24 protein-coding genes, 2 tRNA genes and 1 pseudogene are annotated in these 25,083 nt (G+C 61.4%); 12 read left to right on the top strand and 15 right to left on the bottom strand.

The window, feature by feature from the left end; all coding sequences use genetic code 11:
* Positions 1-56: 56 nt before the first annotated feature.
* Positions 57-1,034 carry an alpha/beta fold hydrolase gene (locus RW095_RS31185; protein WP_317022530.1) on the bottom strand — a complete coding sequence of 326 codons (978 nt, stop codon included), beginning with the start codon at positions 1,032-1,034 and terminating at the stop codon, positions 57-59.
* A gap of 213 nt (positions 1,035-1,247) precedes the next feature.
* Between RW095_RS31185 and RW095_RS31180 the strand changes: the two genes are divergently transcribed.
* A complete protein-coding gene (locus RW095_RS31180; RefSeq protein ID WP_317022529.1) occupies positions 1,248-2,633 on the top strand; it encodes an amino acid permease in 1,386 nt (461 codons plus the stop codon).
* Between the two features lie 153 nt (positions 2,634-2,786).
* On the opposite strand, the gene RW095_RS31175 is transcribed toward RW095_RS31180, so the two are convergent.
* Together RW095_RS31175 and hemN are read right to left on the bottom strand one after the other, a co-directional pair.
* A tRNA-Leu gene (locus RW095_RS31175) sits at positions 2,787-2,871 on the bottom strand.
* 106 nt (positions 2,872-2,977) lie between these two features.
* The gene (gene hemN, locus RW095_RS31170; protein ID WP_317022528.1) at positions 2,978-4,363 is read right to left on the bottom strand and encodes an oxygen-independent coproporphyrinogen III oxidase; all 1,386 of its coding nucleotides are present in this window, start codon (positions 4,361-4,363) and stop codon (positions 2,978-2,980) included.
* 220 nt (positions 4,364-4,583) lie between these two features.
* Here hemN and RW095_RS31165 point away from each other — a divergent pair, with 220 nt between their 5' ends.
* The 3 genes from RW095_RS31165 (at position 4,584) to RW095_RS31155 (ending at position 6,490) form a co-directional block, all read left to right on the top strand.
* Positions 4,584-4,904 carry a YkgJ family cysteine cluster protein gene (locus RW095_RS31165; protein ID WP_317022527.1) on the top strand — a complete coding sequence of 107 codons (321 nt, stop codon included), beginning with the start codon at positions 4,584-4,586 and terminating at the stop codon, positions 4,902-4,904.
* A gap of 56 nt (positions 4,905-4,960) precedes the next feature.
* Positions 4,961-5,551, top strand: coding sequence for a DUF1439 domain-containing protein (locus RW095_RS31160; protein ID WP_317022526.1), 591 nt, complete (start codon positions 4,961-4,963; stop codon positions 5,549-5,551).
* A gap of 87 nt (positions 5,552-5,638) precedes the next feature.
* Positions 5,639-6,490 carry an undecaprenyl-diphosphate phosphatase gene (locus tag RW095_RS31155; RefSeq protein ID WP_128595695.1) on the top strand — a complete coding sequence of 284 codons (852 nt, stop codon included), beginning with the start codon at positions 5,639-5,641 and terminating at the stop codon, positions 6,488-6,490.
* 103 nt (positions 6,491-6,593) lie between these two features.
* Here the strand turns inward: RW095_RS31155 and trmB are convergent, their stop codons facing one another.
* Entirely contained in the window at positions 6,594-7,376 is a 783-nt protein-coding gene (gene trmB, locus RW095_RS31150) for a tRNA (guanosine(46)-N7)-methyltransferase TrmB (protein ID WP_317022525.1), read from the bottom strand.
* 509 nt (positions 7,377-7,885) lie between these two features.
* On the opposite strand from trmB, the gene RW095_RS31145 reads away from it, so the two are divergent.
* Entirely contained in the window at positions 7,886-8,158 is a 273-nt protein-coding gene (locus RW095_RS31145) for an aggregation-promoting factor C-terminal-like domain-containing protein (RefSeq protein ID WP_317022524.1), read from the top strand.
* Between the two features lie 121 nt (positions 8,159-8,279).
* On the opposite strand, the gene RW095_RS31140 is transcribed toward RW095_RS31145, so the two are convergent.
* Positions 8,280-8,353, bottom strand: a tRNA-Gly gene (locus RW095_RS31140).
* Between the two features lie 506 nt (positions 8,354-8,859).
* Here RW095_RS31140 and RW095_RS31135 point away from each other — a divergent pair.
* Positions 8,860-9,651: a hypothetical protein gene (locus tag RW095_RS31135; RefSeq protein ID WP_317022523.1), complete on the top strand. Its 792-nt coding sequence runs from the start codon at positions 8,860-8,862 to the stop codon at positions 9,649-9,651.
* 44 nt (positions 9,652-9,695) lie between these two features.
* On the opposite strand, the gene RW095_RS31130 is transcribed toward RW095_RS31135, so the two are convergent.
* Positions 9,696-10,193 carry a hypothetical protein gene (locus tag RW095_RS31130; RefSeq protein WP_317022870.1) on the bottom strand — a complete coding sequence of 166 codons (498 nt, stop codon included), beginning with the start codon at positions 10,191-10,193 and terminating at the stop codon, positions 9,696-9,698.
* 23 nt (positions 10,194-10,216) lie between these two features.
* Here RW095_RS31130 and RW095_RS31125 point away from each other — a divergent pair.
* A pseudogene (locus RW095_RS31125) lies at positions 10,217-10,423 on the top strand (hypothetical protein); the annotation flags it as partial.
* Between the two features lie 644 nt (positions 10,424-11,067).
* Here the strand turns inward: RW095_RS31125 and RW095_RS31120 are convergent.
* A complete protein-coding gene (locus RW095_RS31120) occupies positions 11,068-11,463 on the bottom strand; it encodes a hypothetical protein (RefSeq protein WP_317022522.1) in 396 nt (131 codons plus the stop codon).
* A gap of 977 nt (positions 11,464-12,440) precedes the next feature.
* On the opposite strand from RW095_RS31120, the gene RW095_RS31115 reads away from it, so the two are divergent.
* Entirely contained in the window at positions 12,441-13,637 is a 1,197-nt protein-coding gene (locus tag RW095_RS31115) for a reverse transcriptase domain-containing protein (RefSeq protein ID WP_317022521.1), read from the top strand.
* 329 nt (positions 13,638-13,966) lie between these two features.
* Here RW095_RS31115 and RW095_RS31110 read toward each other — a convergent pair whose 3' ends face one another.
* The 3 genes from RW095_RS31110 to RW095_RS31100 form a co-directional block, all read right to left on the bottom strand.
* Positions 13,967-14,530 carry a YggT family protein gene (locus RW095_RS31110; protein WP_027776334.1) on the bottom strand — a complete coding sequence of 188 codons (564 nt, stop codon included), beginning with the start codon at positions 14,528-14,530 and terminating at the stop codon, positions 13,967-13,969.
* Positions 14,531-14,752: 222 nt separating this feature from the next.
* Positions 14,753-15,073: an EthD family reductase gene (locus RW095_RS31105; RefSeq protein WP_020069078.1), complete on the bottom strand. Its 321-nt coding sequence runs from the start codon at positions 15,071-15,073 to the stop codon at positions 14,753-14,755.
* A gap of 77 nt (positions 15,074-15,150) precedes the next feature.
* Positions 15,151-16,080 (bottom strand): Rossmann-like and DUF2520 domain-containing protein, encoded by a 930-nt coding sequence (locus tag RW095_RS31100; protein ID WP_317022520.1) that lies wholly within the window; start codon positions 16,078-16,080, stop codon positions 15,151-15,153.
* 246 nt (positions 16,081-16,326) lie between these two features.
* On the opposite strand from RW095_RS31100, the gene RW095_RS31095 reads away from it, so the two are divergent.
* The 3 genes from RW095_RS31095 (at position 16,327) to RW095_RS31085 (ending at position 18,338) form a co-directional block, all read left to right on the top strand.
* Entirely contained in the window at positions 16,327-16,488 is a 162-nt protein-coding gene (locus RW095_RS31095) for a hypothetical protein (RefSeq protein ID WP_164701921.1), read from the top strand.
* 369 nt (positions 16,489-16,857) lie between these two features.
* Positions 16,858-17,178 (top strand): hypothetical protein, encoded by a 321-nt coding sequence (locus RW095_RS31090; protein WP_317022519.1) that lies wholly within the window; start codon positions 16,858-16,860, stop codon positions 17,176-17,178.
* 194 nt (positions 17,179-17,372) lie between these two features.
* Positions 17,373-18,338 carry a threo-3-hydroxy-L-aspartate ammonia-lyase gene (locus RW095_RS31085; RefSeq protein ID WP_128585901.1) on the top strand — a complete coding sequence of 322 codons (966 nt, stop codon included), beginning with the start codon at positions 17,373-17,375 and terminating at the stop codon, positions 18,336-18,338.
* A 73-nt stretch (positions 18,339-18,411) separates the two neighbouring features.
* Here the strand turns inward: RW095_RS31085 and RW095_RS31080 are convergent, their stop codons facing one another.
* Both RW095_RS31080 and RW095_RS31075 read right to left on the bottom strand, forming a co-directional pair.
* A complete protein-coding gene (locus RW095_RS31080; protein ID WP_317022518.1) occupies positions 18,412-19,107 on the bottom strand; it encodes a LysE family translocator in 696 nt (231 codons plus the stop codon).
* A gap of 49 nt (positions 19,108-19,156) precedes the next feature.
* Positions 19,157-20,725 carry a UbiD family decarboxylase gene (locus RW095_RS31075; protein ID WP_317022517.1) on the bottom strand — a complete coding sequence of 523 codons (1,569 nt, stop codon included), beginning with the start codon at positions 20,723-20,725 and terminating at the stop codon, positions 19,157-19,159.
* Positions 20,726-21,329: 604 nt separating this feature from the next.
* Here RW095_RS31075 and RW095_RS31070 point away from each other — a divergent pair.
* Positions 21,330-22,532: a lytic transglycosylase domain-containing protein gene (locus RW095_RS31070; protein ID WP_317022516.1), complete on the top strand. Its 1,203-nt coding sequence runs from the start codon at positions 21,330-21,332 to the stop codon at positions 22,530-22,532.
* A 198-nt stretch (positions 22,533-22,730) separates the two neighbouring features.
* Here RW095_RS31070 and RW095_RS31065 read toward each other — a convergent pair whose 3' ends face one another.
* From RW095_RS31065 to ribH, 3 genes are all read right to left on the bottom strand, one after another.
* Positions 22,731-23,930: a pyridoxal phosphate-dependent aminotransferase gene (locus RW095_RS31065; protein WP_317022515.1), complete on the bottom strand. Its 1,200-nt coding sequence runs from the start codon at positions 23,928-23,930 to the stop codon at positions 22,731-22,733.
* 168 nt (positions 23,931-24,098) lie between these two features.
* Positions 24,099-24,533 carry a transcription antitermination factor NusB gene (nusB, locus tag RW095_RS31060; RefSeq protein ID WP_128585888.1) on the bottom strand — a complete coding sequence of 145 codons (435 nt, stop codon included), beginning with the start codon at positions 24,531-24,533 and terminating at the stop codon, positions 24,099-24,101.
* On the bottom strand, positions 24,530-25,033 hold the full coding sequence (ribH, locus tag RW095_RS31055; protein ID WP_020069066.1) for a 6,7-dimethyl-8-ribityllumazine synthase: 504 nt from the start codon (positions 25,031-25,033) through the stop codon (positions 24,530-24,532). The genes nusB and ribH overlap by 4 nt, the downstream gene beginning before the upstream one ends.
* Positions 25,034-25,083 lie beyond the last annotated feature (50 nt).

Here is a 25,083-nt window from a genome sequence, read left to right as displayed (position 1 = left end):
CGTTCGCGTTTGCGTTCACGCTTGCAGGACGCGCCGCGAGTAGTTCAACGGCTTTGCTACTGGTGCCTGCTCAACTCGCGGGCGGCGCGGTCTATCACGTCGGCAATCGCGCCCGCATGCGACACCGGCGCGAGATGGCTCGACGCCATCGGCACGATCTTCGCGCCCATCCGCTCGGCCATGAATCTCTCGACATCCGGCGACACCGCCCGGTCCTTCGTCGTCACGACATACCACGACGGCTTCTCTTTCCACGCGACCTGGCTCACCGTTTCGCCGAAAGCCTTGGCGGCGATCGGTACTTGCGCGGCGGACAGCACGCGCGTCAGATTTTCTGGGACGTCGGCGGCGAAGTCGGCGTGGTATCTGGCGCGGTCCAACCACAGAAAACCGCTCGCATCCTTGACGATGCTCTGGCCTGCGGGCGCGGGCGCGCCGCGTTTCAACAGGTCCATCGTCGACTCGTGCAGATCCGGTGCGATTGCCGCGATATACACGAGCCCCGCGACGTTCGGCGCATTCGCCCCTGCCTCGGTTATCACGACGCCCCCCCAGGAGTGGCCGACGAGCATCGTTGGGCCTTCCTGGCGAGCAAGCACGCGACGTGTCGCGGCGACGTCGTCGGCGAGCGAGGTCAGCGGGTTTTGCACCGAGCTCACGCGATAGCCCTTCTGCTGCAGTTTAGCGACGACGCCGTTCCAGCTCGAACCGTCGACGAATGCGCCGTGAACCAGCACGACGTTGCGCACAGGCCCTGTCATCGGCGCGATGGCGGGCTTGGCAGCGGAGGGTGCCGCGGTCGCCCCGGAGGCTGCGGAAGGCACTGCGGCGGGGCTGGCTTCGGCGGCCGGCGAAGCAACCGGTTGGGCCGGCTGGGCCGGTTCGGCAGCGGGTTCGGGCGTGCGCACCGCAGCCGGTGCCGCAGGTGGCGTGGCTGCAGGCGCTGTGTTCTGTGCAACGTTCTGCGCAAATGCGCCGAGGCTTTCAAAACCGAGACAAAGGACGGCGGCGCAAAACAGGTGTTTGGGCGACATGTTGCATCTCCTGAGGCATCGAACCGGACTAGGGCAACATACAGAAGCGGCGCGGCAGTGACAATCGCTATCTCCCGTGTCGGTGTGGCGCGGAATCAGACGCGGGTTGCTACCAGTATTTGGGTAATATCGGCCGGGGTAAAATTTCCGGTTCTGCCGGGGCGGACCACAAGTCCAATCGGGCGATCGAAAATCCATACACTGGGGCGCAATTTGGACAATGCACTACAGCAAGACGGCCTGAAGCGCGGGCTGAAGAACCGCCATATCCAGCTCATCGCATTGGGCGGCGCGATCGGCACTGGCCTCTTTCTCGGCTCGGCGAGCGTATTGCAGGCCGCGGGCCCGTCGATGATTCTCGGCTATGCAATTGGCGGCGTCATCGCGTTCATGATCATGCGGCAGTTGGGCGAAATGGTTGCGCAGGAACCGGTGGCCGGCTCGTTTAGCCACTTCGCGTACAAGTATTGGGGCGACTTTCCCGGCTTTCTGTCTGGCTGGAACTACTGGGTGCTATACGTGCTCGTCAGCATGGCCGAATTGACGGCGGTCGGCACATACGTTCATTACTGGTGGCCCGGTGTGCCGACGTGGGTGTCGGCGCTGGTTTGCTTCGCGGGCATCAACGCGATCAACCTCGCGAACGTCAAAGCTTACGGCGAGACGGAATTCTGGTTTGCGATCATCAAGGTCGTGGCGGTGATCGGCATGATTCTGTTCGGCGGCTATCTGCTCCTGAGCGGCCATGGCGGACCGCAGGCGTCGATCAGCAATCTCTGGAGCCATGGCGGATTTTTCCCGCATGGGTTCCATGGACTCTTCACGATGCTCGCGGTCATCATGTTTTCGTTCGGCGGGCTGGAACTGATCGGCATCACGGCGGCGGAAGCCGACGAGCCGCAAAAGAGCATTCCGAAGGCCGTGAATCAGGTCATCTACCGCATTTTGATTTTTTATATCTGCTCGCTCGCGGTGCTGCTGTCGCTGTATCCGTGGAACGAAGTCGCGGCCGGCGGCAGCCCGTTCGTGATGATCTTCTCGCAGATCGGTTCGACGCTGACCGCCAACGTGCTGAACGTGGTGGTGTTGACCGCGGCGCTGTCTGTGTACAACAGCGGCGTCTATGCGAATAGCCGCATGCTGTACGGTCTCGCGGAACAGGGCAATGCGCCGCGCGCGCTGATGAAAGTCGACCGGCGCGGTGTGCCGTATATGGCGATCGGTTTATCGGCGCTGGCCACGTTCACCTGCGTGATCGTGAACTATCTGATTCCCGCCGAGGCGCTCGGCTTGCTGATGGCGCTCGTCGTCGCTGCACTCGTGCTGAACTGGGCGTTGATCAGCCTGACGCATCTGAAGTCGCGCCGGGCGATGGTCGCAGCCGGCGAGACACTCGTCTTCAAGTCGTTCTGGTTTCCCGTCAGCAATTGGATTTGCCTCGCGTTCATGGCGCTGATCCTCGTGGTTCTCGCGATGACCCCTGGCCTGTCGGTTTCCGTGTTGCTCGTGCCAGTGTGGCTCGTGGTGATGTGGGCGGGCTATGTGTTCAAGCGCCGTCGGGCAGCGCTGCATGGCGCCGCGCGGGTGGTGGGGCGCTAGTAGGTGAAAGGCGCACGGCGAAAGCCGTCGCCGGAAAGCAAAAACCCGCGAAGCGTTCGGCTTGCGCGGGTTTGCGATGCATCTTGCGGCTGATTTGCGGCTAATATTTGCGGCTAACTACAGGCCGACCACAGGCCGACTACAGAAAATGTTTGGTGCCCAGGGCCGGAATCGAACCGGCACGCCTTGCGGCGGGGGATTTTGAGTCCCCTGCGTCTACCAATTTCACCACCTGGGCAGATCTTGCAGCGCACGCGCGAGAAGCTGGCGCGCGGCGAAGACGCAGATTATGGCCGAAAATTCGACGACGGGCAAGCCGGTTGCAGCCGCCGTCCGGCATGCCGTCAAACAGTGCGCGAGAACCGTTCGAGCGTCTGTTGGCCGAGATAGCGGTCGAACACCATTGCGATGTTGCGCACGAGCATGCGCCCGGCCGTCTGCACTTCCAGTTTGCGGTCGGTCAGTGACACGAGGCCGTCCCGCTCGAAGCCGCGCAAGCGTTCGAGTTCCCGCTCGAACGTATCGCCGAAGCGGATGCCGTACATCGCTTCGAATTCGTCGAAACGCAATTCCAGGTTGCACATCAACTGGGTGATGATGTCGCGGCGCAGACGGTCGTCGGCGGTGAGGCGTACGCCGCGTGTGATCGCAAGTTTGCCGGCGTCGATCGCCGCGTCATATGCGGGCAGGTCTTTCGCGTTCTGCGCGTAGACGTCGCCGACCTTGCCGATCGACGACGCGCCGAAGCCGATCAGGTCGCATTCCGCACGCGTGCTGTAACCCTGGAAGTTGCGGTGCAAGGTTCGCTGTGCCTGCGCGCGCGCCAGTTCGTCGGTGGGCAGCGCGAAGTGATCCATGCCGATGTAGACATAGCCCGCGGCGGTCAGACGTTCGACTACCCGTTGCAAAATAGCGAGCCGCATTGCAGGCGAGGGCAGCGTGGCCGCGTCCATCTGACGTTGCATTTTGAAGAGCTGCGGCATATGCGCATACGCGAACACGGAGAGGCGATCAGGCGCGAGTTCGATCATCGTATCCAGCGTGCGAGTGAAGCTTTCCACCGTTTGATGCGGCAGCCCGTAGATCAGATCGACGCCGATCGAATGAAAGCCCGTATGCCGCGCGGCCTGCATGACAGAGGCGGTCATATCGAGCGGCTGAATCCGGTTGATGGCCCGCTGCACGAGCGGATCGAAATCCTGCACGCCGAGACTCAGGCGATTGAAGCCGAGCTTGCGCAGATGCGCGATGGTCTCGGGCGATGCCTCGCGCGGATCGACCTCGATTGAATATTCGGCTTCGTCGTCGGGCAGCAACGTGAAGTGCTCACGGGTCGCGCTCATCAACTCGGTCAGTTCTTCGTTCGACATGAAAGTGGGCGTGCCGCCGCCCAGATGCAATTGCGATACGGGCCGGCGCGTATCGAAACACGCGGCCTGCAAGGCCATTTCGCGCTTCAGCTGTTCGAGGTAGGGACGGGCATGCGCGCGGTTTTTCGTCGCGATCTTATTGCAGCCGCAGTAGAAGCAAACCGTGTCGCAGAAGGGAATATGGAAGTACAGGGACAGGTCTGTGGCCGATGCGCCAGGGTCAGCTGCGGCGCGAAAATAGTCGGTAATTGGGAAGTCGTCGCGGAACTGAAGGGCAGTGGGATAGGACGTATAGCGTGGGCCGTTCGCGCTGTACTTGGCGAGCAGGTCCGGGCGAAACAGCGGATTGGCGGTGGTCATGACGGGCTCTTGTTAATTGGCCACCGGCAAAGAGGCGGGAGCCCTGTTGCTTCCGCATTGATGAACGGAGCACGGGCGCCTCACGAGCGTGGCCTTGAGGTTCAGTCGAGTTTACGTGAGCGGTCTCGCGCCGGATTGTGTAAAAAGGTCGCACGCGACACGGTGGCACAATGCGGGTCTGGTGGCGATGCGCCGCTCTTCGGTTTGAGGACAATCTGTAGTGAGTGATGTGCGCGATCGCGTTACGAAACGCGACTCTCCGTTTGGTGTGGCAGATCATGCGTGCCGCCCCGATTGCGGCGCGTGCTGCATCGCGCCGTCGATTTCGAGTCCGATCCCAGGCATGCCGAACGGCAAGCCAGCGGGTGTGCGCTGCGTGCAACTAGGCGAAGATTTGCGATGCGCGATCTTCGGTCGGCCGGAACGGCCGGCGTGCTGCTCGGGGCTGCAGCCGGAGTTGGAAATGTGTGGGCCGGATAGAGGAAGAGCGCTTGCATGGCTCACGCTGCTCGAAGCGCAGACCCGGCCGGAAGTTGAATGAAGCAAGTGCTTTGACCGAGGGGCAGGCCCTCAATTGTGGTTGATCGGAGATCGTGTATGACTCGACTTGTCGCGCCCAGCAGGCGCCGTTTCTTAATCGCAGCGCTGGCAAGCGCCAGCGCGCTTGGCATTGTTTCGCTCGCGGCGTGCGCCACGCCGACCTTCCCGTTCATTCCGTCGCACTACACGTTCTCGCAGCAGCAGGTGCAGGACGCCGTGCAGCGCAAGTTTCCTTATCAGCGCACCGTCTCGCAAGTGTTCGACGTTGCGCTGAGCCATCCGGTGGTCGGCTTGCTGCCCGACGCGAACCGCGTCTCGGTGAAGCTTGATGCGCACCTCGCGAGCCCCTTCATGGCGCAGCCGGTCGACGGCGTCTTCACGTTGACGAGCGAACTCGCATACGACGCCGCGAGCAAATCCGTCGTGCTGAAATCGCCCAACGTCGACAACGTCAGCGTGAGTGGCCAGGCGCAGGCTTATACGCAACAGATCAACGCCGCCGCCGCCGTGCTCGCCACACAGTTGCTGAGCAATTACCCCATCTACACATTCAAGCCGGAACAACTTCAATTTGCCGGAGTTAATTACGAACCCGGTACAATCACCGTCCTTACAAACGGTATGCGCGTGCAAATCGTCGAAAAATGACGCTGCGCGCGGCCGGCAGGGCCGTGCGTCGTCGTGCCGGTCGTGCCGGTTCCGACAATCGACAATCTATAACGGTGAGGGGCACGGATGGACTGGTTATTGGCTTGCAAGGCGTTGATTCTGGGCATCGTCGAAGGCTTGACGGAGTTTTTGCCGGTGTCGAGCACAGGGCACCTGATCGTCGCGGGGAGTCTCCTCAACTTCACCGACGAACATGCGAAGACCTTCGACGTCGTCATTCAGCTCGGCGCGATTCTCGCGGTGTGCTGGGAGTTTCGCCGCCGCATCGGCAGCGTGGTGACCGGCCTGCCGAGCCGTCCGGAAGCGCGGCGCTTTACGTTGAACGTGATCATCGCGACCATTCCGGCGGTCGTGCTCGGCCTGCTGCTGGAGAAGTCGATCAAGGCCGCGCTGTTTTCGCCGGTGCCCGTGGCGTTCGCGCTGGTGGTGGGCGGCGTCGTCATCTTGTGGGCAGAAGCGCGCCAGCGCGCTCAAGCCCGGGAAGGCGGGCAAGCCAAGGTCGCGCGCGTGACCGACGTGGACGACCTGAGCGCAATGGACGCGCTGAAAGTCGGCCTCGCTCAATGTTTCGCGTTGATCCCGGGCACATCGCGCTCGGGCTCGACGATCATCGGCGGGATGTTGTTCGGACTCGACCGGCGCGTGGCCACGGAGTTTTCGTTTTTCCTCGCGATCCCGATCATGTTCGGCGCGACTGCCTACGAGTTGTATAAGGACTGGCATCTGTTGTCTGTCGACGCGCTCGGCGTTTTCGCGATCGGCTTCGTGGCGGCGTTTGTCAGTGCTTTTCTGTGCGTGCGCTGGTTGCTTCGCTACATCGCCGGACACGATTTCACGGCGTTCGCGTGGTATCGCATCGGCTTTGGATTGCTGATCTTGCTAGTCGGCTATAGCGGCGCGCTGAGCTGGACGGAGTAGGTCTCCCGCGCTTTTTCGCAGGCCATGAAAAAAGGTCCGTCACTCGAGTTGGCGGACCTTTTTGTTTGTGCGGCCGATGTGTCGGCGGAAAACGTCTCGGCCTTCATGCGACGTCGCGTTTGCGGAACACGAGATCCCACACTCCGTGGCCGAGGCGCAGGCCGCGTCGCTCGAACTTCGTTACCGGACGATATTCAGGGCGCGGCGCATAGCCGTCGACCGTGTTGTGCAATGCCGGCTCGGCGTTCAGCACTTCGAGCATCTGTTCGGCGTAGTTCTGCCAGTCGGTCGCGCAATGCAGATAGGCGCCGGGCTTCAGGCGCGATGCGAGCAGCGCGACGAACTTCGGCTGAATCAGGCGACGCTTGTGATGACGAGCCTTGTGCCAGGGGTCGGGAAAAAAGATGTGCACGCCGTCGAGGCTGTCCGGCGCGATCATCTGTTCGAGCACCTCGACGGCGTCGTGCTGAATGATGCGGATGTTGGTCAGCGCCTGCTCGCCCATCAACTTCAACAATGCGCCGACACCCGGTTCGTGCACTTCGACGCCGAGAAAATCGTCATCGGGACGGTGCGAGGCGATTTCCGCGGTGGTCGCGCCCATGCCGAAGCCGATCTCCAGCACGCGCGGCGCTTCACGGCCGAATACGCTGTTCCAGTCCGGCTGCTGCGGCGCGAACGGCACGACGAAGCGCGGGCCGAGCTCGTCCATCGCCCGGCGCTGACCGGTCGACACACGGCCGGCGCGCGTGACAAAGCTGCGGATGCGGCGGCGATGCACGGCTTCGTCGTGCGGCGCTGCGTCGTCGACGGCCGGAGCGTCGGTTTCGTTGGAGGGCGTGGGAAGGTCGTCGGTCAAGCCGGCGTCGTTGGGATCGTGGATCATCGTCATGCTGCTACAAGGGTAAAGGCTTCGCTGCTTGCGTGGCGCTTGTTCGCGCTCGCGGACAACGACGCGGCGCACCGCGTTCAGCCCGCGCCGGTTGTCATGTCGGCAAGCGGATTGCGATCAGTTGCCGCGCGGGCCAGCCGTCGCTATAAAAAAGCCGCCTTCGTCGAGGCGGCTCGTGCTTGGTTTCTACCGAAGGCTCGGCAGTAAGGTGGAGCGGGCGTTGCAAGTGCGCGTAAGGTAGCACAACGCAAAAGGGTGCGTCCAGACAGGTGCGCGCATTGCCGCCTCGGCAGACACCGCACATTACGTTTTAATAACGGTGCAGGTTTTTGTATGATTCAATCGTTCTGTAAGCCAGTTTTTTCCAACGATTAATCCACGCGAATACCGCTATGAGTAAGCACGCACACAATCACCGCGAAGCAAAAGCAGCGAAAACCGGCTGGACTCCAATTGAGCTGAGCAGTGTTCCCGCAACTTCCAGGAATGCGCTTCGGGAAGCGATGTCGACTGAACGTGTGCCGCTGACTCAATTCAACGATCTGCTGTGGCTGATGGCGCAGGAGTCAGGCGGTGCGGTGAATCTGCGCAATCCGAAGTCCGGCGCGCGTGGGCTGTTTCAATTGCTGCCATCGCAATATGAATTGAATCCGGATGGCGTCAAGTCATTTGGCAATGCAGAGGAAGAATGCCGCGGCGGGATTCGATACATTCTCGGCCGCTATCACGATGCGGCGTCCGCGCGTTTGGCGTGGAAAGCCAATCAGTGGATTTGACGTGTTAGGAATGTTTTGCTGCGCGTGACGCAAACTCAGCGCGGTGAATGCAGATACTTTCTTCGAAGCAGTTTTTCTTCGAACCAGTTGCGAACGGGTCGCAAAACTGCCGGAAAGTATCTGGAGCGGGCGATGGGAATCGAACCCACGGCTCTAGCTTGGGAAGCTAGGGTATTACCATTATACGACGCCCGCAGAGCGCCCTATTTTACAGGGGTTTGAGGGATTTGGGGAGGCGGGATCGTGTTCAGTGGCGTGAAAAGTGTATGCACTTCGGAAATTCTTGCTGGCAGCGCCCGTCGAACAACGTGTCGCCTGCGCAGAAGGAACCGGTTCGGAGTTCGGCGTATGGCCCCTGCGTCTATTCCCAGAGGCGACCAAAGACGACGCCGACTAAAGTTCCATTTCGAACACCACCCACGCACATTCCAGAATCGATCGATCTAGGGCTCTGGCGAAGCATTGGACGGTTGCGGTGCAGCATGTCTACTAGTTGGTCCTCAGCAGACGATGTCTTGGCGGAGGGCGTTGCAAGAATCAACTCTACTTGAGTGGGGAGTAAAGCGATGCGGCGGCCTAGGACAGTGTTGGCGGCCCCGCTGGTATGTGTCTTTGTGGTATCTTGCCGGTCAATAACATGAATTCAAAATGCGGAAAGCGCTGTAAAGCGCGGGAACGCTGCGAACCGGACGGGGCGAAAGTTGGCAAACTACATCGACGAAGAAATTCTCTGTGAAGCGTACACACACCTTGAGATTGATGTTTTTGACGACAAAGTCAAGCTTTCGAAGCTGAAACACGACCTCACCTCCTTCATGGAGGAGCGTGCGAAGTTCTTCTTCTTGGGCGACGACGTACGCGTGAAGGTGGAGTTTGAAGAGGGAAGCCTTAAGACCCGGATAATTGTCCTCGGTGCCGCTGCATCAACCATTGTTGCAGGCGTTTCAGCCTACGGTTCGTTCCGTTCGGGCGTAGACCAGATATCGAAAGACGCCACGATGTTGGCGCAAAGCGCGAACCAGGAATTGATTTTCAGGACGCGGACAGCATACTGCGACCGGATTAGTATTGAGAAGCGAAAGGGCGTGTTTGGTCGTGTAGACGCGTTGCTCGGTGAACTTGATGTCATTCGCGTGGTGATTTCGGAGCCAAATCTCCCGAGTCGGACGATCGACCTTAAAACGTTCAACGGAGCGGTTGACAAATTGGTTGAGTGGGATGCAAAGGCCGACAAGCTATTCAGCAAACTTAATACCGTGGAAACCCAAGAATGCATCGCTGCGGGGCTGCTGGAGGAGTTGGATAGGCTTCCCGAGGCCGCGCCTTGGGAGGGCGATTTGAAGAAAAAATCGTTCCGAGCTTCGCTGATTGTGGCCGACCCCAAGAAGGCCGCAGATCTCGTCGCAGCAGCAGCGCGGCTTGCCTCAGTCGTACAGTCTCTTAGAGACAAGATGGCCGCGCGAGTGAAAGTTAACGGGCCGCAGCAAGCCTAATCTGGATTAGGCCTGACTACCCACCATCTGTGGTGCGTGCACCGTCATTCGCCTGATACGCGCTGTACCACCTCGTTCATCGAGTAGTGAACGAACTGCTTGCCTAGCTCGGTTAGCACATATTGTTTGCTGCTCTCGAAGGCTGATTCGACGGTGGAGTTGACTGGCCCCGGCGGCTTCCGCGCTGTCTGCTTGCGCAGGAATTGCCCATCGGCATTAGTGTCACGTGCTTGCCGGATGACGCCACCTGTACTCAGGTCACGGATCAGCAACTTGTATAGGTCGGCTTCCGCCGAGTCTTCGCGAACAAGATCGCCGTAAATTGCGGTCCAGATGTCAAACCGTGTCACGCCGGGATTGCTGTAGATTTCCCGGATTACCGCGAGGTGGGACTCGTGGTAACCGTCTAGCCAGTCGATGAAAAGACGAACCACATCATCCGAACACAGACGCGTCCCAGCAGCGTTCGTCACGAGGTTTGCGACGTAGCGGCGCTTTTCTTCGGTGTCAGCCTTGTCCCAGGCGCGAAAGGCTTTCCGCACGATGTCCAGATACTGCGACGGCGACCGATACAGCTGCGAAGCCTGAACCAGCTACGCCGACGAAGATGGAACTGGCAACCGAAATCTACAAGCGGATGCGGACTGTTAAGGATGTGACGAGGAAAGACATCATCGAGAAGTTCATCGCCGAGGTGAAATTGACGAAGGCTGGTGCGAGCACCTACTACCAGATGATCAAGGACAAGCACGAGCCAATGATAAAGAAGTGATGCGGCTGCTGCTCCGGACTCCGCTCCGGCCGGTCATGCCAATGTGCAATCAGCATTGTCTTGAGGCGCGTCGGGGGCAGCAGAGTGGAGTCTCGGGCCCCCGCCCGCCCCGCCACCACCCCCGCCAATCGCAATAACATCCACCGACGCGACGCCTTTGGGGCAGATCCAGTCGTATTGGCCGGGGGTAACGAACGCTTCTACGTCAATCAACGCTTGCTGCGCTGAATATTCGAACACTACCAGTGCTCCGTCTGCTCCGTTACCACCTGAAGCTCCGACTCCACCGTATCCGCCTCCGCCTCCGCCAGCGCCCGGCCAAGCTCCTTGACCACCGCCGCCGCCGTCGTGTTGGCTAACGGCATCCACCCCGTTCGCCGGTGCGCCGACAAGCTCGACCACCACTGGGGCGGAGTCGGTTAGGTCGTATAGGGCGACCCAAGCCGTATGCGCGGCGGGGCTTTCCTGAAGCGCATCCTCGATCGTCTGCGCTATCTTTCCAATGAGGATGGGTGCATCTCCCGCCCGCTGAGCGATTCTTTCGGGAAACGTGAGTGCGAATAGCGCAAGTATTCGCCCATACATCTGATTGATAGGGGACTCGAATAGCAAGCGCCCTTCAGTCGACACGCGGAGCGAGTAGGTCACTGGTCTGACGGTGTTTCCGTGGTGCCGAATCCTTGACCGCCAGCTCCGCCGCCTCCTAGCGGTGCGCCCCCTCCACCACCTCCGCCGCCGAACATCCCGCCTGCACCTCCTGCTCCGCCACTGGCCGATACATTAAGAACAATCGAGATTGGGCTTTGAGACGGTGAAGCATCTAGGTCGCCGGACGCCCATCGCCGTTCCAGCTCCGCAATCAATTGGCTTCTGTATTCCACCAGCTCGAGCTGAGTGAGCCCTTTCGCCTGCCGAGTGGTCGAGTCGTATTCGTCATGATGATCGAAGCACAAGAAGATCAAATTGCCTTCGGAGTTGTTCGCGGCATCTTGATCTAGGTGAGCAATTTGCCCCTTTTTCCTGGAGGCATCGTTGTTCAATCCGTAACACACTGCGCATCGTCTTCGGCTCTCGGCGAGAACGCGTGCTTGTACTTCTGGCGATATACGAGCGCGACTCATGCAAATTCTCAGACTTGATGGGGAGTGAAAGAGTATAGCTCGAACGATTTGCGATATGGCCGAGGCTGGGTGGCAAGGGGGAGCCCAGCGCTGTCGGTGTTGAGGGCGCAAGCGGCGTTGCTTGCAAGATTTTTTGCCGTTGTTTGTTTCTCAGCCACCGCCACCTTCGCATATTCAATAATCGTCGTACAAAGATAGCTCGTAGTATCGTCATACTCAAGTAATAAGTGCGGGGTTGCGCACATGGAAGGAGTTGTTACCGACTCAATCCTCAGGCAAAATGGGACGGTTAGGTAGCGCCCTCTGGCATCTCTGCGGGTTGCGCTGCACGTTACCAATCGGCCCTCTGGCGCCCAGGCGAGCGATCGCGTGAGCGTGACCGGCGGAATCAGGGGCGGGTCCGAATCGCAAGATGCGGTCCGCAACGAGGATGCCGAAGGGGCGATCGGGTCGCCTTCTATCCCTAGAACTGTTGGGAAGGCGATTACGAAACGTGCGGGGCACCCCCGAGGCAGGGAGGCGGGCGCGCCAGCAACGTCGCGGCGAATCTCTTCGAAAAAACGCCCCCGTTGCGCCTGGAGGAAGCTGGCATGCGCGGCTTTGGCCGCCATTGCCGTCGCAACCGGAGTCAAACCCAGCGTAATGGAAGTGAAAATGAGAAGCGTTTACATCTCGGCGGCCGCTTCGGTCGAAGTGCGGCTCCCTCTGGCATCTCTGCGGGTTGCGCTGCACGTTACCAATCGGCAACCTGCGCACAGGCGAGCGATCGCGTGAGCGTGACCGGCGGAATCAGGGGCGGGTCCGAATCGCAAGATGCGGTCCGCAACGAGGATGCCGAAGGGGCTTTCAGCCGCTGGTCTAGGGATGCTGTTCAACGCCAGCGAAGCACCTGATATATGGGAAAGAACGCGTATTCTTCCGCTCTGTCGCTCGACGCCCTGCGCGATGCATGGGTGAATCTTTTTAAAAAAGCGTCTCCCCGTTCACGGAATACTACAGGCGTCGATGACATTTCGATCAACGATTATCGTGGTGACGAGAGAGCTCGATTAAATCGATTGTTCCGTGACTTACATCGCAAGAGCTTCCAATTTTCGGACCTTCGACCTCATCTGATTCCCAAGTCGGCGGACAAGTACCGCTTAATTTGCGTCCCGACTGTCCAGGATCGGATTGTGCAGCGTGCGCTTCTCGATTTCCTTTCCAACCGGTATGCCGACCGACTGGCGAATAAGGTGAGCTACGGCTTTGTGAAGGAGCGGGGTGTAAAGAAGGCTGTGAAGGATGCGTGCGATCTACGTGCCAAGCACGGATGGGTCTACAAGACTGATATTGCCTCCTTTTTTGACAAAATCGATCGGGCGCTGCTACAACGGGCGTTGAAATCCGTCATCCGCGAACGATCGCTACACGCCTTACTCGGACAAGCCATTGCCTGCGAGATCGCCCCGGTAAAAGGTAGTGCAGCTACGCGGATTCATCGACTCGGCATTAAGCGAGGTGAGGGCGTGCGGCAAGGGATGCCGCTGTCGCCATTCTTTTCCAATATCATGCTGGGCGGCTTCGATCGAACAATCGAACAGCGCGGCTTTCGGGCGGTTCGTTACGCAGACGATCTGATTTTTTTCGCATCTTCTCGTGACGAGTGCGAAGACTTGGCGCGGTTTTGCTCGGAGCACCTGATGCAACTGGGGCTGACGGTGCCGCCGATTGAGCCCGGATCAAAGTCGGTGATCTACGAACCCGAACAACCTGCGGAGTTCCTCGGGGTGAGCCTCGTTCGGCACCATTCGTCGTATCGAGTTGAACTCACGTCAGAGCAAATTGCCGCTATCCGTGATGACCTGCTCAAGCTGGGTTCGGTGCCGGAGCTCGTTTCGCGAAAAATAACATTACCGAAATTGGGCCAAGTTTTGTCGCTGCGGCGGAACGGATACTTGGCGGCGTACGATGTATGTCACAACGTTGCAGATCTTGAGCGCGAACTGGGAAAGATAGAGCAGCGAGTATTGCGAAGAATTTACAGCGATGGGATTGGGATCAATCTAGCGAAGCTGTCAGGCGCAGCTCGCACGTTCCTCGGCCTTGAATAATGTGCCCGTTGCCGCTTACGGTTGCCGGCCATACGCAGCGCCACGTCTGCGGCTTCCGACTTGATGTGCTGGGGTGAAAACTGGCGTCGCCGTCAAACCCGCATGACACGTGGTTTTCAATGGTGCCCGCCAGCAAACTACGTTCAAAACCCGCAGGAATAGTGGGTTTGCTCAAGCCGTTGCAGCTTGGGAAGCTAGGGTATTACCATTATACGACGCCCGCAGAGCGCGCTATTTTACTCGCGAAAGGGCAGCGAGCGCAAACTGCGCCGCTGCTTTTCCTTATGCCGCGCTGTGCGCGGCTACATCGTCCGGCATTCCGGTCGGCTTCAGATCACGAAGTAAGTGAGCTGGACGGCGGCGCGCGTGACCACCATCAGCAGCACCTGCACGATCACGAACAGAAGAATCGGCGAAAGGTCGATGCCGCCCAGGTGCGGCACGACGCGTCGCAGCGGATTCAGAAACGGCGCGGTCAGCTGATACAGGATCGGCATCGCCGGCGAACGCGGGTTGAGCCACGACAGCAGCGCCATCAGGATCGTCATCCAGATAATCAGATTCAGCGCCCACTTGATCACGGTCAGCACCGCGACGATCAGCAGCGTCGGCACCAGCGTGAGCGGGTCGGCGCCGGTGAGGACCACCATCAGCACCACATAGACGATCGCGGCGATCAGCGCCGCGACGAGGCTCGCCCAGTCGACGTTGCGCGTGCTCGGCAGAATTCGGCGCAGCGGCAGAACGATCCAGTTCGTGGCTTGCAGCACGGCGTTCGTGACCGGGTTGTACGGCGGCATGCGAACGACCTGCAGCCAGGCGCGCAGCAGCAACGCCGCGCCGAAGAGCGTGAAGACGGTATTGAGCAGAAAACGGGCGATATCGCCAAACATCTTGTGTCCTTATGCTTCTGATGACAGCCGTGGAACGGCATGGGCGCCGGCGCTTTTCGGTCTCGTGCACCGGCGGTTCAGTTATGTGGCATGGGCCGCCGACGCGGCCGCATGCATTGAAAAGCGGATGATGCGAGTAGTGCAAGGCCTGCACTTTCAACGCCGGACGAGGAGAGACTCTCGCCTGGCTGCGCCGCCCCGATTCGCATCAACTGCGGCCAGTCACACGGAAACCTTGATTTCGCTGATCAGAATGGCGCCGTTGCCGCCGTCGGTGTAATTCGGAATGTCGGCCAGAAGGCGTTCGGACGCCGGCTTGAAAACCTTGTAGAAGTCGTCCGTGCTATCGAAGAGGAAGTGGCCCGCGGCCACATACGGCGGCGGCGTGCCCGGCGGGCCCGCGTTGATGCCCACGTCGACGGACCAGCCCTTCAGCGACGGGCCGAACAGTTCGGCCGCGAGCGGCATGTGGGTGACGCAGTAATAGTCCACGTCGAAGTGGCCGTTTTCCCGGTACGGATAGAGGATGCTGACCTTGATCATTGTGCGTTCTCGTCTGTTGGTCCCGAAGCGGGGCGCCGGCGGATTGCGCGCGGCGCCGGACGTCACATTATCACGGCTTACTTGACGCTTGCACCTGCTGCCGCCTGATTCAGCGATCGGCTCAACGAATCTTCCACCGCATCGGCGATTGCGGCGATTGCCGCAGGGGGCGCGGCGCGGCGTTGCGCCAGCGCGACTGCGCGCCGTGACAGCAAACCATACAACGCGGCGTGATCGCCGCCGAGGGTTTCCAGCAACGCCAACTGCTTCTGCACGACACCCGTGTCGCCGCGCGAGACCGGGCCGGCGAGCGCGTTGGGCAGGCCCTTGTCGCGAGCGGTCTGAATGGTGCCCGCGAGCATCGGCAAAAGGGCGCGCAGCGCTTCGTCCTCGGCGAAACCGAGCGTGCGCCACAGTGCGACGCATTCGGCAAGGCTGCACAGCGCGAAACTCGCCGCATAGTGCGCGGCGCCGTGGTACAGCATGCGGCCGCCCGGCGGGATCGACAACGGATGGCAGCCTAGCGCGACGGCCAATGCCGTCAGCGTGTCTTTCAGGTCGCCGTCGGCCTCGATCGTCACCGAACAGCCGGCGATACGGTCGAGATCGGCCAGCTCGCCGCTGAAAAGGTAGAGCGGGTGAAAGCCGCCGATCGCCGCGCCCTGGTCGCGCGCGCTCGCCAGCAACTCGACCGGCGACGCGCCGCTGCAATGCACGAGCGCCTTGCCATAGGCAGCATCGGCGGCGAAACGGAGTGTGTGCGCTGACGTACCGATGCTGTCGTCAGGAACGGCTAAAAAGACAACATCGGCGCTGTCGACGACTTGCTGAGGATCGTCGAGCGCCATGCATTGCGGAATTTGACTGGCGAGCCGACTAGCGGAAGCCGGCGTGCGGCTCGCCACTGCCGTTACCGGATAGCCTGCGCGGGAAAAACCCAGCGCGAGGCATCGCGCGAGGCGACCCGCACCGATAAAGCCAAGGCGCGGCAGAGGGGACTGGGACATGTCGACGTGCTCCAGACGGGGCGTGAGAGGGGAAGCAGCAGTATCGCGCATCGGCCGGCGCATGGCGCGGCCTATGCATCGGTCGTCAGATGAGTTTGCCGGCGATATGACGCCAGCTGTTGGTCATGGCGCCGCGCGCGCCCTACGGGCTTGAAAACTGCTCACAATTTCCGCATGGCCGATCGGCCGTGGCTGTCTTTGGGTACTTGGCTTCGCAATTTCGCAATCGGATTCGGGGAGGCTACGATGAACATTTTTTCTTACCGGAAGCACTTGCGGTTCTTGACCCACGCGCAGCGGCGTCGCTGGTGGGATCAGAAGAAGCGACTGAGCCCGCGCGTGCGAATCAGCGCCGCCTACGTGCCACCCAACGTCTCACGCGAATTTGCGTATGTGAAGGTCGGCTGACCAACACCCGCTTTGCACTTGAGAAAAACCCGGCCTACGTGCCGGGTTTTTTATTTGGCTGTTGCTCCACGCCGTCAGTATTGAAGCTAATTTGTAATTAAAGATTACCGACTCCGCGTCCGTTTAACTCGCAGCCTCTTCGCGGCACCAGCGTGTGCACCGCAGACGGCCCCAATCCGTTGATTCCTCAGGCCGTTCGCGCTCCTTGGGCGATGCTGCTTGCTGGGCACCGGCGTAAATCCTTTTCGCGTATTGCAATTTGCAACAAATGCGAACAGCGTCGCCTCGGCTTTTTGGATAAATTAATTTTGTAGCATGCCTGGCATGCGAAGTCGGCGACCTTCAATGGGCCGCGCCTGGAGAACAAAAGTGAAAAAGATCGTTCCGTTTGTCGTTGCCGCCGCACTCGGCGTGGGGCTTGCCTCCACCGCGCAGGCACACGTCTCTGTGGGTATCGGTATCGGCGTACCGGTTGCGCCGGCTTATCCTTTGTATGCCGCGCCGCCGCCGGTGTACTATGCGCCGCCGCCGCCCGTCGTCTATGCGCCGCCGCCTGTGGTTTATGCGCCGCCGCCCGTCGTCGTAGGTGGGTATTACGGGTACGGTCGCCCCTATTATCGCCACGGCTACTATGGCGGTGGTTATGGCCACGGCTACTATGGTGGTGGCCACGGCTACTATCGGCGCTGATTTCGGCTTGATCGACAGTTGCCTGGTTGTAGGCGGACAGAAAGTCTGAACGGCGTAACGCCGGCTTGATCGCCGGGTGACGCCGTTTTGTTTTTGCAGCATCGAGTGAGTTGTTGCGGACGTTTCAAAGCGTCGGCGAAGCTGGGAGAATGGCTGTTTCGCCACCGCTCTGGAGGACTCCGCCGATGCAGCCAATGCACCCACTCCCCGCTCCCACGTTCGACGACGTACTCGACGCCGCCGCACGACTCGAGGGCGTCGCGCACCGCACGCCAGTTCTGACCTCGAGCACGTTCAACGAGCGCACCGGAGCGTCGGTATTCTTCAAGTGTGAGAACTTTCAGCGGATGGGGGCCTTCAAGTTTCGCGGCGCCTATAACGCGATCTCGCATTTCGACGCGGAGCAGCGCAAGGCCGGCGTGCTGACCTATTCGTCCGGCAACCATGCGCAGGCCATCGCGCTGTCGGCGCGTCTTGCCGGCATCCGCGCGACGATCATCATGCCGCACGACGCGCCCGCGGCCAAAGTGGCCGCCACCAAGGGCTATGGCGGCGAAGTCATCACCTACGACCGCTATAAGGAGAACCGCGAGGAAATCGGCCGAAGGCTCGCCGAGGAGCGCGGCATGACGCTGATTCCGCCATATGACCATCCCCATGTGATCGCGGGGCAGGGCACAGCGGTGAAGGAATTGATCGACGAAACGGGGCCGCTCGACATGCTGTTCGTGTGCCTGGGCGGTGGCGGGCTGATTAGCGGCAGTGCGTTGTCGGCGGCGGCGTTGAGCCCGGACTGCACGGTAATCGGCGTGGAGCCGCAAGCCGGCAATGACGGTCAGCAATCTCTTGCGCGCGGCGAGATCGTGCATATCGACACGCCGCGCACTATCGCCGATGGCGCGGCCTCGACGCATCTAGGCGACTACACGTTCGCGATTATCCGCAAGCTGGTCGCGCGGATCGAAACGGTGACCGACGAGCAGTTGATCGAGACCATGCGCTTTTTCGCCCAGCGCATGAAGATCGTCGTCGAACCGACCGGCTGCCTCGCGGCGGCGGCCGTGCTGAACGGCGCGGTGCCCGTGAAGGGCAAGCGCGTGGGCGTGGTGGTGAGCGGCGGTAACGTCGATCTCGCGAAGCTCGCGCAGTACCTCGCCTGATCACTTTCCGGCGTGAAGCCGGCTTGATGTGTCGGAAGACGGCGCCCCAGTTCATGGGGCGGGCCGTTGCCTGTCAGCTCGCCGTTTGTGCAGCCGGCGAGCCCTCTGCCGTTTGCAGAATCAGATCGCGGTACCCGTTCACGATCACGGTATATGAGAAGTAGGCGAACAGCAGCGCCGACAGCACGTGGCATGCGCGCAGCAAACCAGTGCCGGCGCGCTTGCGGCCGTGGCTGCCGAGGCCGCAGATAAACACCGTCCAGCACAAGCCGCCAAGAAAGAAACCGCCGAGAAATACCGGCGCCGTGGTGGCACTCGTCGCGCCGGCTTTGGCAATCAGTGCGCCACCCACTGCGGCGAACCACAGAATCGCCGAAGGCGACGACACCGCCAGCAACACACCGCGCAGGAAGCCGCGCCACGCCGACAGATGCGGAGAACTGGCGTCCGCCTCGCCGGCGACAGGGGGTGCCGACGCCGGAAACATCGCTTCGCGCGCCATCTTCCAGGTAAGGAACAGCAGGACGGCCGCGCCGCCGATCCACACGACCCAGCGCACCGACTCGAACTGCAGCAGCGCAGCCATGCCGGCTAGCGCGAGGGCCGCATAAATCAGGTCGCCGACGCACGAGCCAAGGCCGAGCCAGAAGCCCGGCTTGAATCCGTGTGACAGTGCCAGCGAAATCATCGCGACGTTCACAAGACCGATGTCGAGACACAACGACAAAGACAGGAAGAACCCGTCCGACATCATCGAAAAGGCATGCATGCCCGCAACTGCTCCATCTGTTTGTTATTCGGTCACGCGCTCGGCGCGCTCACAGGCCCAGCTCGTTCCACAAGCTGTCGATTCGCTGTTTCACCGCCGCGTCCATTTCGATAGGCCGTCCCCATTCGCGATCGGTTTCGCCAGGCCATTTATTGGTTGCGTCGAGTCCCATCTTGGAACCCAGTCCCGCGACCGGTGAGGCGAAGTCGAGATAGTCGATCGGCGTGCGATCGACGAGCACCGTATCGCGCGTCGGGTCGACGCGCGTGGTGATCGCCCAGATCACTTCTTTCCAGTCGCGAATGTTGACGTCTTCGTCCACGACAACGATGAACTTCGTATACATGAACTGTCGCAGGAAGCTCCAGACGCCGAACATCACGCGCTTGGCGTGGCCCGGGTAGCTTTTCTTCATCTGCACGATCGCCATGCGGTAGCTGCATCCCTCGGGCGGCAGATAGAAATCTGTGATCTCGCTGAACTGCTTCTGGAGAAGCGGCACGAACACTTCGTTGAGCGCGACGCCTAGCACGGCGGGCTCGTCGGGCGGCTTGCCGGTGTACGTGGAATGGTAGATCGCGTCGCGGCGCATGGTGATGCGCTCGACGGTGAACACCGGGAACCACTCCTGTTCGTTGTAGTAGCCGGTATGGTCGCCATACGGGCCTTCCAGCGCGTGTTCATAGGCGGCGGAGGCGCCCTTGGCCGGCCGCGGCGGTGCGCCCGCAGGAGCGGGCGAGGGCGCGCCTTCCTGCGGATAGATAAAACCTTCGAGCACGATTTCCGCGCGCGCGGGCACCTGCAAACTGTCGACGCCGGGCGTAATGCATTTGGCCAACTCCGTCCGCCCGCCGCGCAGCAAGCCGGCGAACTGATATTCGGAGAGCGTGTCCGGCACCGGCGTGACCGCGCCGAGGATGGTTGCCGGATCCGCACCCAGCACGACCGCTACCGGATACGGCTGGCCGGGATTCTTGAGCGCGAACTCGCGGAAGTCGAGCGCACCTCCGCGATGCGCGAGCCAGCGCATGATCAGCTTGTTGCGTCCGATTAATTGCTGGCGATAGATGCCGAGATTTTGTCGGCTCTTGTTCGGGCCTCTCGTGACGGTCAGGCCCCAAGTGATCAGCGGGCCGGCGTCGCCCGGCCAGCAGGTCTGGACAGGCAGCTTTTCCAGGTCGACGTCATTGCCCTCCCACACGATTTCCTGGCAGGGCGGCGCGCTGACGGTTCGTGGCGCCATGTCCCACACGGCCTTTGCAAGCGAGAACAGTTTGCCCGCGTCCTTCAGCCCTTTTGGCGGCTCCGGCTCTTTCAAGGCCGAGAGCAGCCGGCCGACGTCGCGCAGAGAATCCAGCGCGGCGCCGTCGCCTTCGCCGGCTGCCGCGTCGATGCCCATGCCGAGCGCTACGCGGCGCGGCGTGCCGAAGAGGTTGCCAAGCACCGGGAACGCATGCCGCTCCTGGTTTTCAAATAGCAAAGCCGGCCCGCCGGCGCGCAGCACTCGGTCGCACACTTCGGTCATTTCAAGGACAGGCGATACCTTTTGCGGGATACGGCGCAGTTCTCCAATCGTCTCGAGACGGCCGATGAAGTCACGCAGGTCTTTGTATTTCATCTGATGCGGTTCTGTGCCGCGAGCGGCGAAAGAGGAAGGCGCAACGGCGAAGGAGGCGCCAGAACGATTGTCGATTTTACCTGCGTTGGCTAGCGCACGTAGATCGGCCGAACGTCATAGGACGAACGGCAGTCCCCAAAATGCCGAAAAACCGCTCGGCACGGCCGTTTGAGCGGTCGGAACCCGGTTCATTATTACAATTAGTTATACTTTCGCCCGTTTATAGTGTTGACGATCTATAAAACAGTGCCCTAGAATCCGTCCACGTTGGTTGCAGGGCGTGAACCTTTTACCACTGCCCCGGTCCCATTTGACGCAACGCGTCACCGCTTACCGAAGCCCTGCACGGTATCCGTCGGTCTTGTCGATGTCCTCGCCAGCGCCAACTGACGCTGGTTTTTCGCGTGGGAGCCACCGCCCGCATGTTTTCGGCATGCCGCGGACCGCTTTTCAGGAAGGCTCCCCACAAACGGTATTTGCCGTTTTCCCGACGTCGCTGCTGCCCTAACCAGACAGAGCGCGCGATGTCTTGACTCTGCGAATGTGTGGTACCGCCTGTTTTTTTCCGGCGGGGTTCGCGGATCATGCAACATGGGAGATCTGAATGAACGCCTGGTTATCGTGGCGTCCCGACGAACGTATCGCGCAAGTTGTGCGCGGTGCAGTGCGTCGCGGGACGCAATTGAGTCATCACCTGTTCAGCATTGTCGGCGGCATTGCCGTCGTGCTGGCAATCGCGCTGTGGCTGATGCCCACGTGGCGCGGCACACTCGCGGCCAAGCTGATGCCGGTCCTTTCCGCAGCCGTGCAAGCAGGCCCCGCGCGCCTGCTGCAAGGCAACCCGCTACCTGCTTTCGGGCCGCCGGGGCGCAACTCGCCGGACGAAACGCTGTCCGCGAACTCCAACCCGAACAGCGCTGACGCAGCGAGCGGCGGCAATAGCGCGGGCGTGAGCGTCAGCAATACCAGCTATGACGGCGCGTTCGACGGTTCCGGCTCGGCCGGCATGGGTATCGCGGCGCTCAACGGTCTCGATCCGCGCACCATGCAAAGCGTTTCCGCGTTGGCCCGGCTGATTCCTGCGCAACGCGTGTCCGCCGACGCGCGCGACGATCGCGTGCTCATTTCGTCGCGTGAACAGGCGCTCGTGGCGTCGTACCTGGCCCGTCGCTACCGCGTCGCCCAGGAGCCCGTCGGAGAGCTCGTAAAGGCTGCTTTCGACACCGGCCGCGAAGTCGGTCTCGACCCGCTGCTGCTGCTGTCGGTCATGGCGATCGAATCCGGCTTCAACCCGTACGCCGAGAGCGGCGTGGGCGCCCAAGGCCTGATGCAGGTGATGTCCAAGGTTCATTCGGACAAATTCCAGTATTTCGGCGGCGAGAGCGCGGCGCTGGAGCCGGTCGCGAATATCAAGGTCGGCGCGCTGGTTCTGAAGGATTGCATTGCGCGCGGCGGTTCGCTGCCGGGCGGCCTGCGGCTGTATGTCGGCTCGACGTCGCAGGACGATGGCGGCTACGGCGCCAAGGTGATGGCCGAGCGCGCGCGTCTGCGCGACGTGGCGCGCGGCCGCAAGGTGCCGATCAACGCACCGCAGGCGCCGGTTATCACTGCATCAAACAATGCGTCGTCGTCGTCCACGTCGGCTGCTGCTGCGAACAACAGCAACGGCAAGCGGGTGCAGGTCACGCTGGAAGGAAGCCACCCGTTGAGCGCTGCTGCGCCGGGCAAGACGCCGGTTTCGGAACAGGACGATGCCAGCGCGAATGGTCCCAAACACGTGGCGTCTGCCGCGGAACTGGGCGCCTGAGTCGCTCGCGTAACGTTATGTTGATGGCCTGACGCGAGTGCGAACGGCAAGAAAAAGGACACCTTTGCGGGTGTCCTTTTTTGCTTTTTGGGAGGCCGCGCGGCTATGCGATGGCAGCGGCTTGCCGGCGGGAGTTCCGGGCGGCAAAGACCCTCGCAGCGCATGAGGCGCTCGCCAGCCCGGCTGCGCTTCGTGCTCCTACTGCCCTCGGCCGAAAAGCCGCGCCAAACGCTCCACGGCCTCTTCCAGCTTCTCATAGGCGGTTGCGTACGACAGCCGGATATATTGTTTCGGTGCGTGGCTGCCGAAGTCCATTCCTGGTACGAGCACGACGCCCGCTTCGTGCAGCATCGCTTTCGTCAGTGCCGAGCTGTCGCCAGCGGCAGGATGAGCGACGCTGCGGCAGTCGGCGTAGACGTAGAACGCGCCGTCGGGCATGACGGGCACTGTGAAGCCCAACGATTCGAGCGCCGGCGCAATGAAGTCGCGGCGGCGTTTGAACTCGAGACGGCGCGCCTCGTACGTGGCGATGGTTTGCGGTTCGAAGCACGCGAGCGCCGCGTGCTGGGCGAGGGCTGACGCGCAGATGAAAAGATTCTGCGCCAGTTTCTCGAACGCACTCACCATGCCCGGCGGCACTACCAGCCAGCCGAGGCGCCAGCCCGTCATGTTGAAGTACTTCGAGAAGCTGTTGACCGTGATGACGTCGTCGCCATAGGACAGGGCCGACACCGGCTTCGTGTTGTAGCTCAAGCCCTGGTAGATCTCGTCGACAATCGTGAAGCCGCCACGCGAGCGCACCGCTTTGACAATGCGTTCGAGTTCCGCCGGCTCGATGGACGTGCCGGTCGGGTTGGACGGCGACGCGAGCAGCACGCCGCGCGTGTGTTCGTTCCAGAGCCGCTCGACGTCGGCGGCAGTCAGTTGGAAGCGCTCGGCAGGGCCGCTTGGCACCATCACCGGCTTGCCTTCGGCCGCGATCACGAAATGGCGGTTGCACGGGTAGCATGGGTCCGGCATCAGCACTTCGTCGTCGCGATCCACCAATGCCGCGCACGCCAGCAGCAAAGCTGCCGACGCGCCCGCGGTCACCACGATCCGGGCGGGATCCACGTTGACGCCGTAGACCTCTGCGTAGTGCGTCGAAATCGCCTCGCGCAGTGCGTGCAGGCCGAGCGCACTGGTGTATTGCGTGACGCCGCGGCGCAGCGCGTTCGCCGCTGCCTCGATGACCGGTTCGGGCGCGGTGAAATCCGGCTCGCCGATTCCCATGTGGATGATGTCGCGCCCGTCGCGCTCAAGAAGCGCGGCCTCTTTCGCCAGCTCCATCACGTAGAACGGCTGGATGGAGTCGACGCGTGCGGCGAGCCGCATAAGAGGTTCGGTCACGGAGTTCATACGGTTAAATCCAGTTCAAAAGCGAAAGCGCGACGGCGCACCGCGCTGTTTCTCATGCGCGCGGCGGCGTATTACAAGCAATGCGGTCCGTTGCGCCAATGTCGCGCAGGATAGCGACGGCATTGCCGCGGAGTTGCCGCGGTGTTGACGAGCCGGCCACAGCCATGCCTAGCGCTTGCGAGCGGCTTCGATTTCCGCGACGCGCAGCTTTGCCGCCAGCTTGTCGAGCACGCCATTCACGTACTTGTAGCCGTCGGCGCCGCCAAACGTCTTGGCCAGTTCCACCGCTTCGTTGATCACCACGCGATAAGGAATATCGAGGTGATTCTTCAGTTCAAACGCGGCGACGAGCAGGACGGCGCGCTCGACCGGCGAAAGCTGCTCGATCGGACGGTCGAGGCACGGCGCGATATCGGCGGACAGCGCCTCCGAATCGCGGATTACACCGTGCAGAACGGCGTCCAGATGCTCATGGTCCGCTTTGTCGAAGCCCTGCGCGCCGCGCAGTTGCGCGTCGATCTCACCGCCGGGCGAACCCGACAGCAGCCACTGATAAAGCCCCTGCGTGGCCAGTTCGCGGGAGCGTCGGCGTGCGCTCTTCATGCCTCTTCCTCTTCTTCGTCTTCTTCTTCGTCGCCACCGAGTTGTTCGAGCGCGACCGCGAGGTTCGCCATTTCGACCGCCACGCGCGCCGCGTCACGACCTTTCTCGGTCATGCGAGCCACGGCTTGCTCGTCGTTCTCGGTGGTCAGCACGGCGTTTGCAACAGGAATGCCGAAGTCGAGTCCGATGCGCGTGATGCCCGCACCGCTTTCGTTCGACACCAGTTCGAAGTGGTACGTTTCGCCGCGAATGACCGCGCCGAGCGCGATCAGCGCGTCGAACTGCGCGCTCTCAGCAAGCTTCTGAAGCGCCAGCGGGATTTCAAGCGCGCCAGGCACAGTGACGAGCAGCACGTCTTCGCCCGTGACGCCGAGGCGTTCGAGTTCTTCGATGCACGAGTCGGCGAGGCCATTGCAGACGGGTTCGTTAAAACGCGCCTGGACGATGCCGATGCGCAGTCCGTCGCCGTCGAGGTTCGGTTGGTATTGTCCGATTTCCATGTGAATTCCGTAGTGTTTTTGAGTGAGCGCGAGGCGCGTGAAATGACCGG

The organism is Paraburkholderia kirstenboschensis (genome assembly GCF_032806925.1).
GTDB lineage: Bacteria > Pseudomonadota > Gammaproteobacteria > Burkholderiales > Burkholderiaceae > Paraburkholderia > Paraburkholderia kirstenboschensis.
Note: the sequence above shows the minus strand (reverse complement) of the source record. Positions and strands in the feature narration are given on the sequence as shown.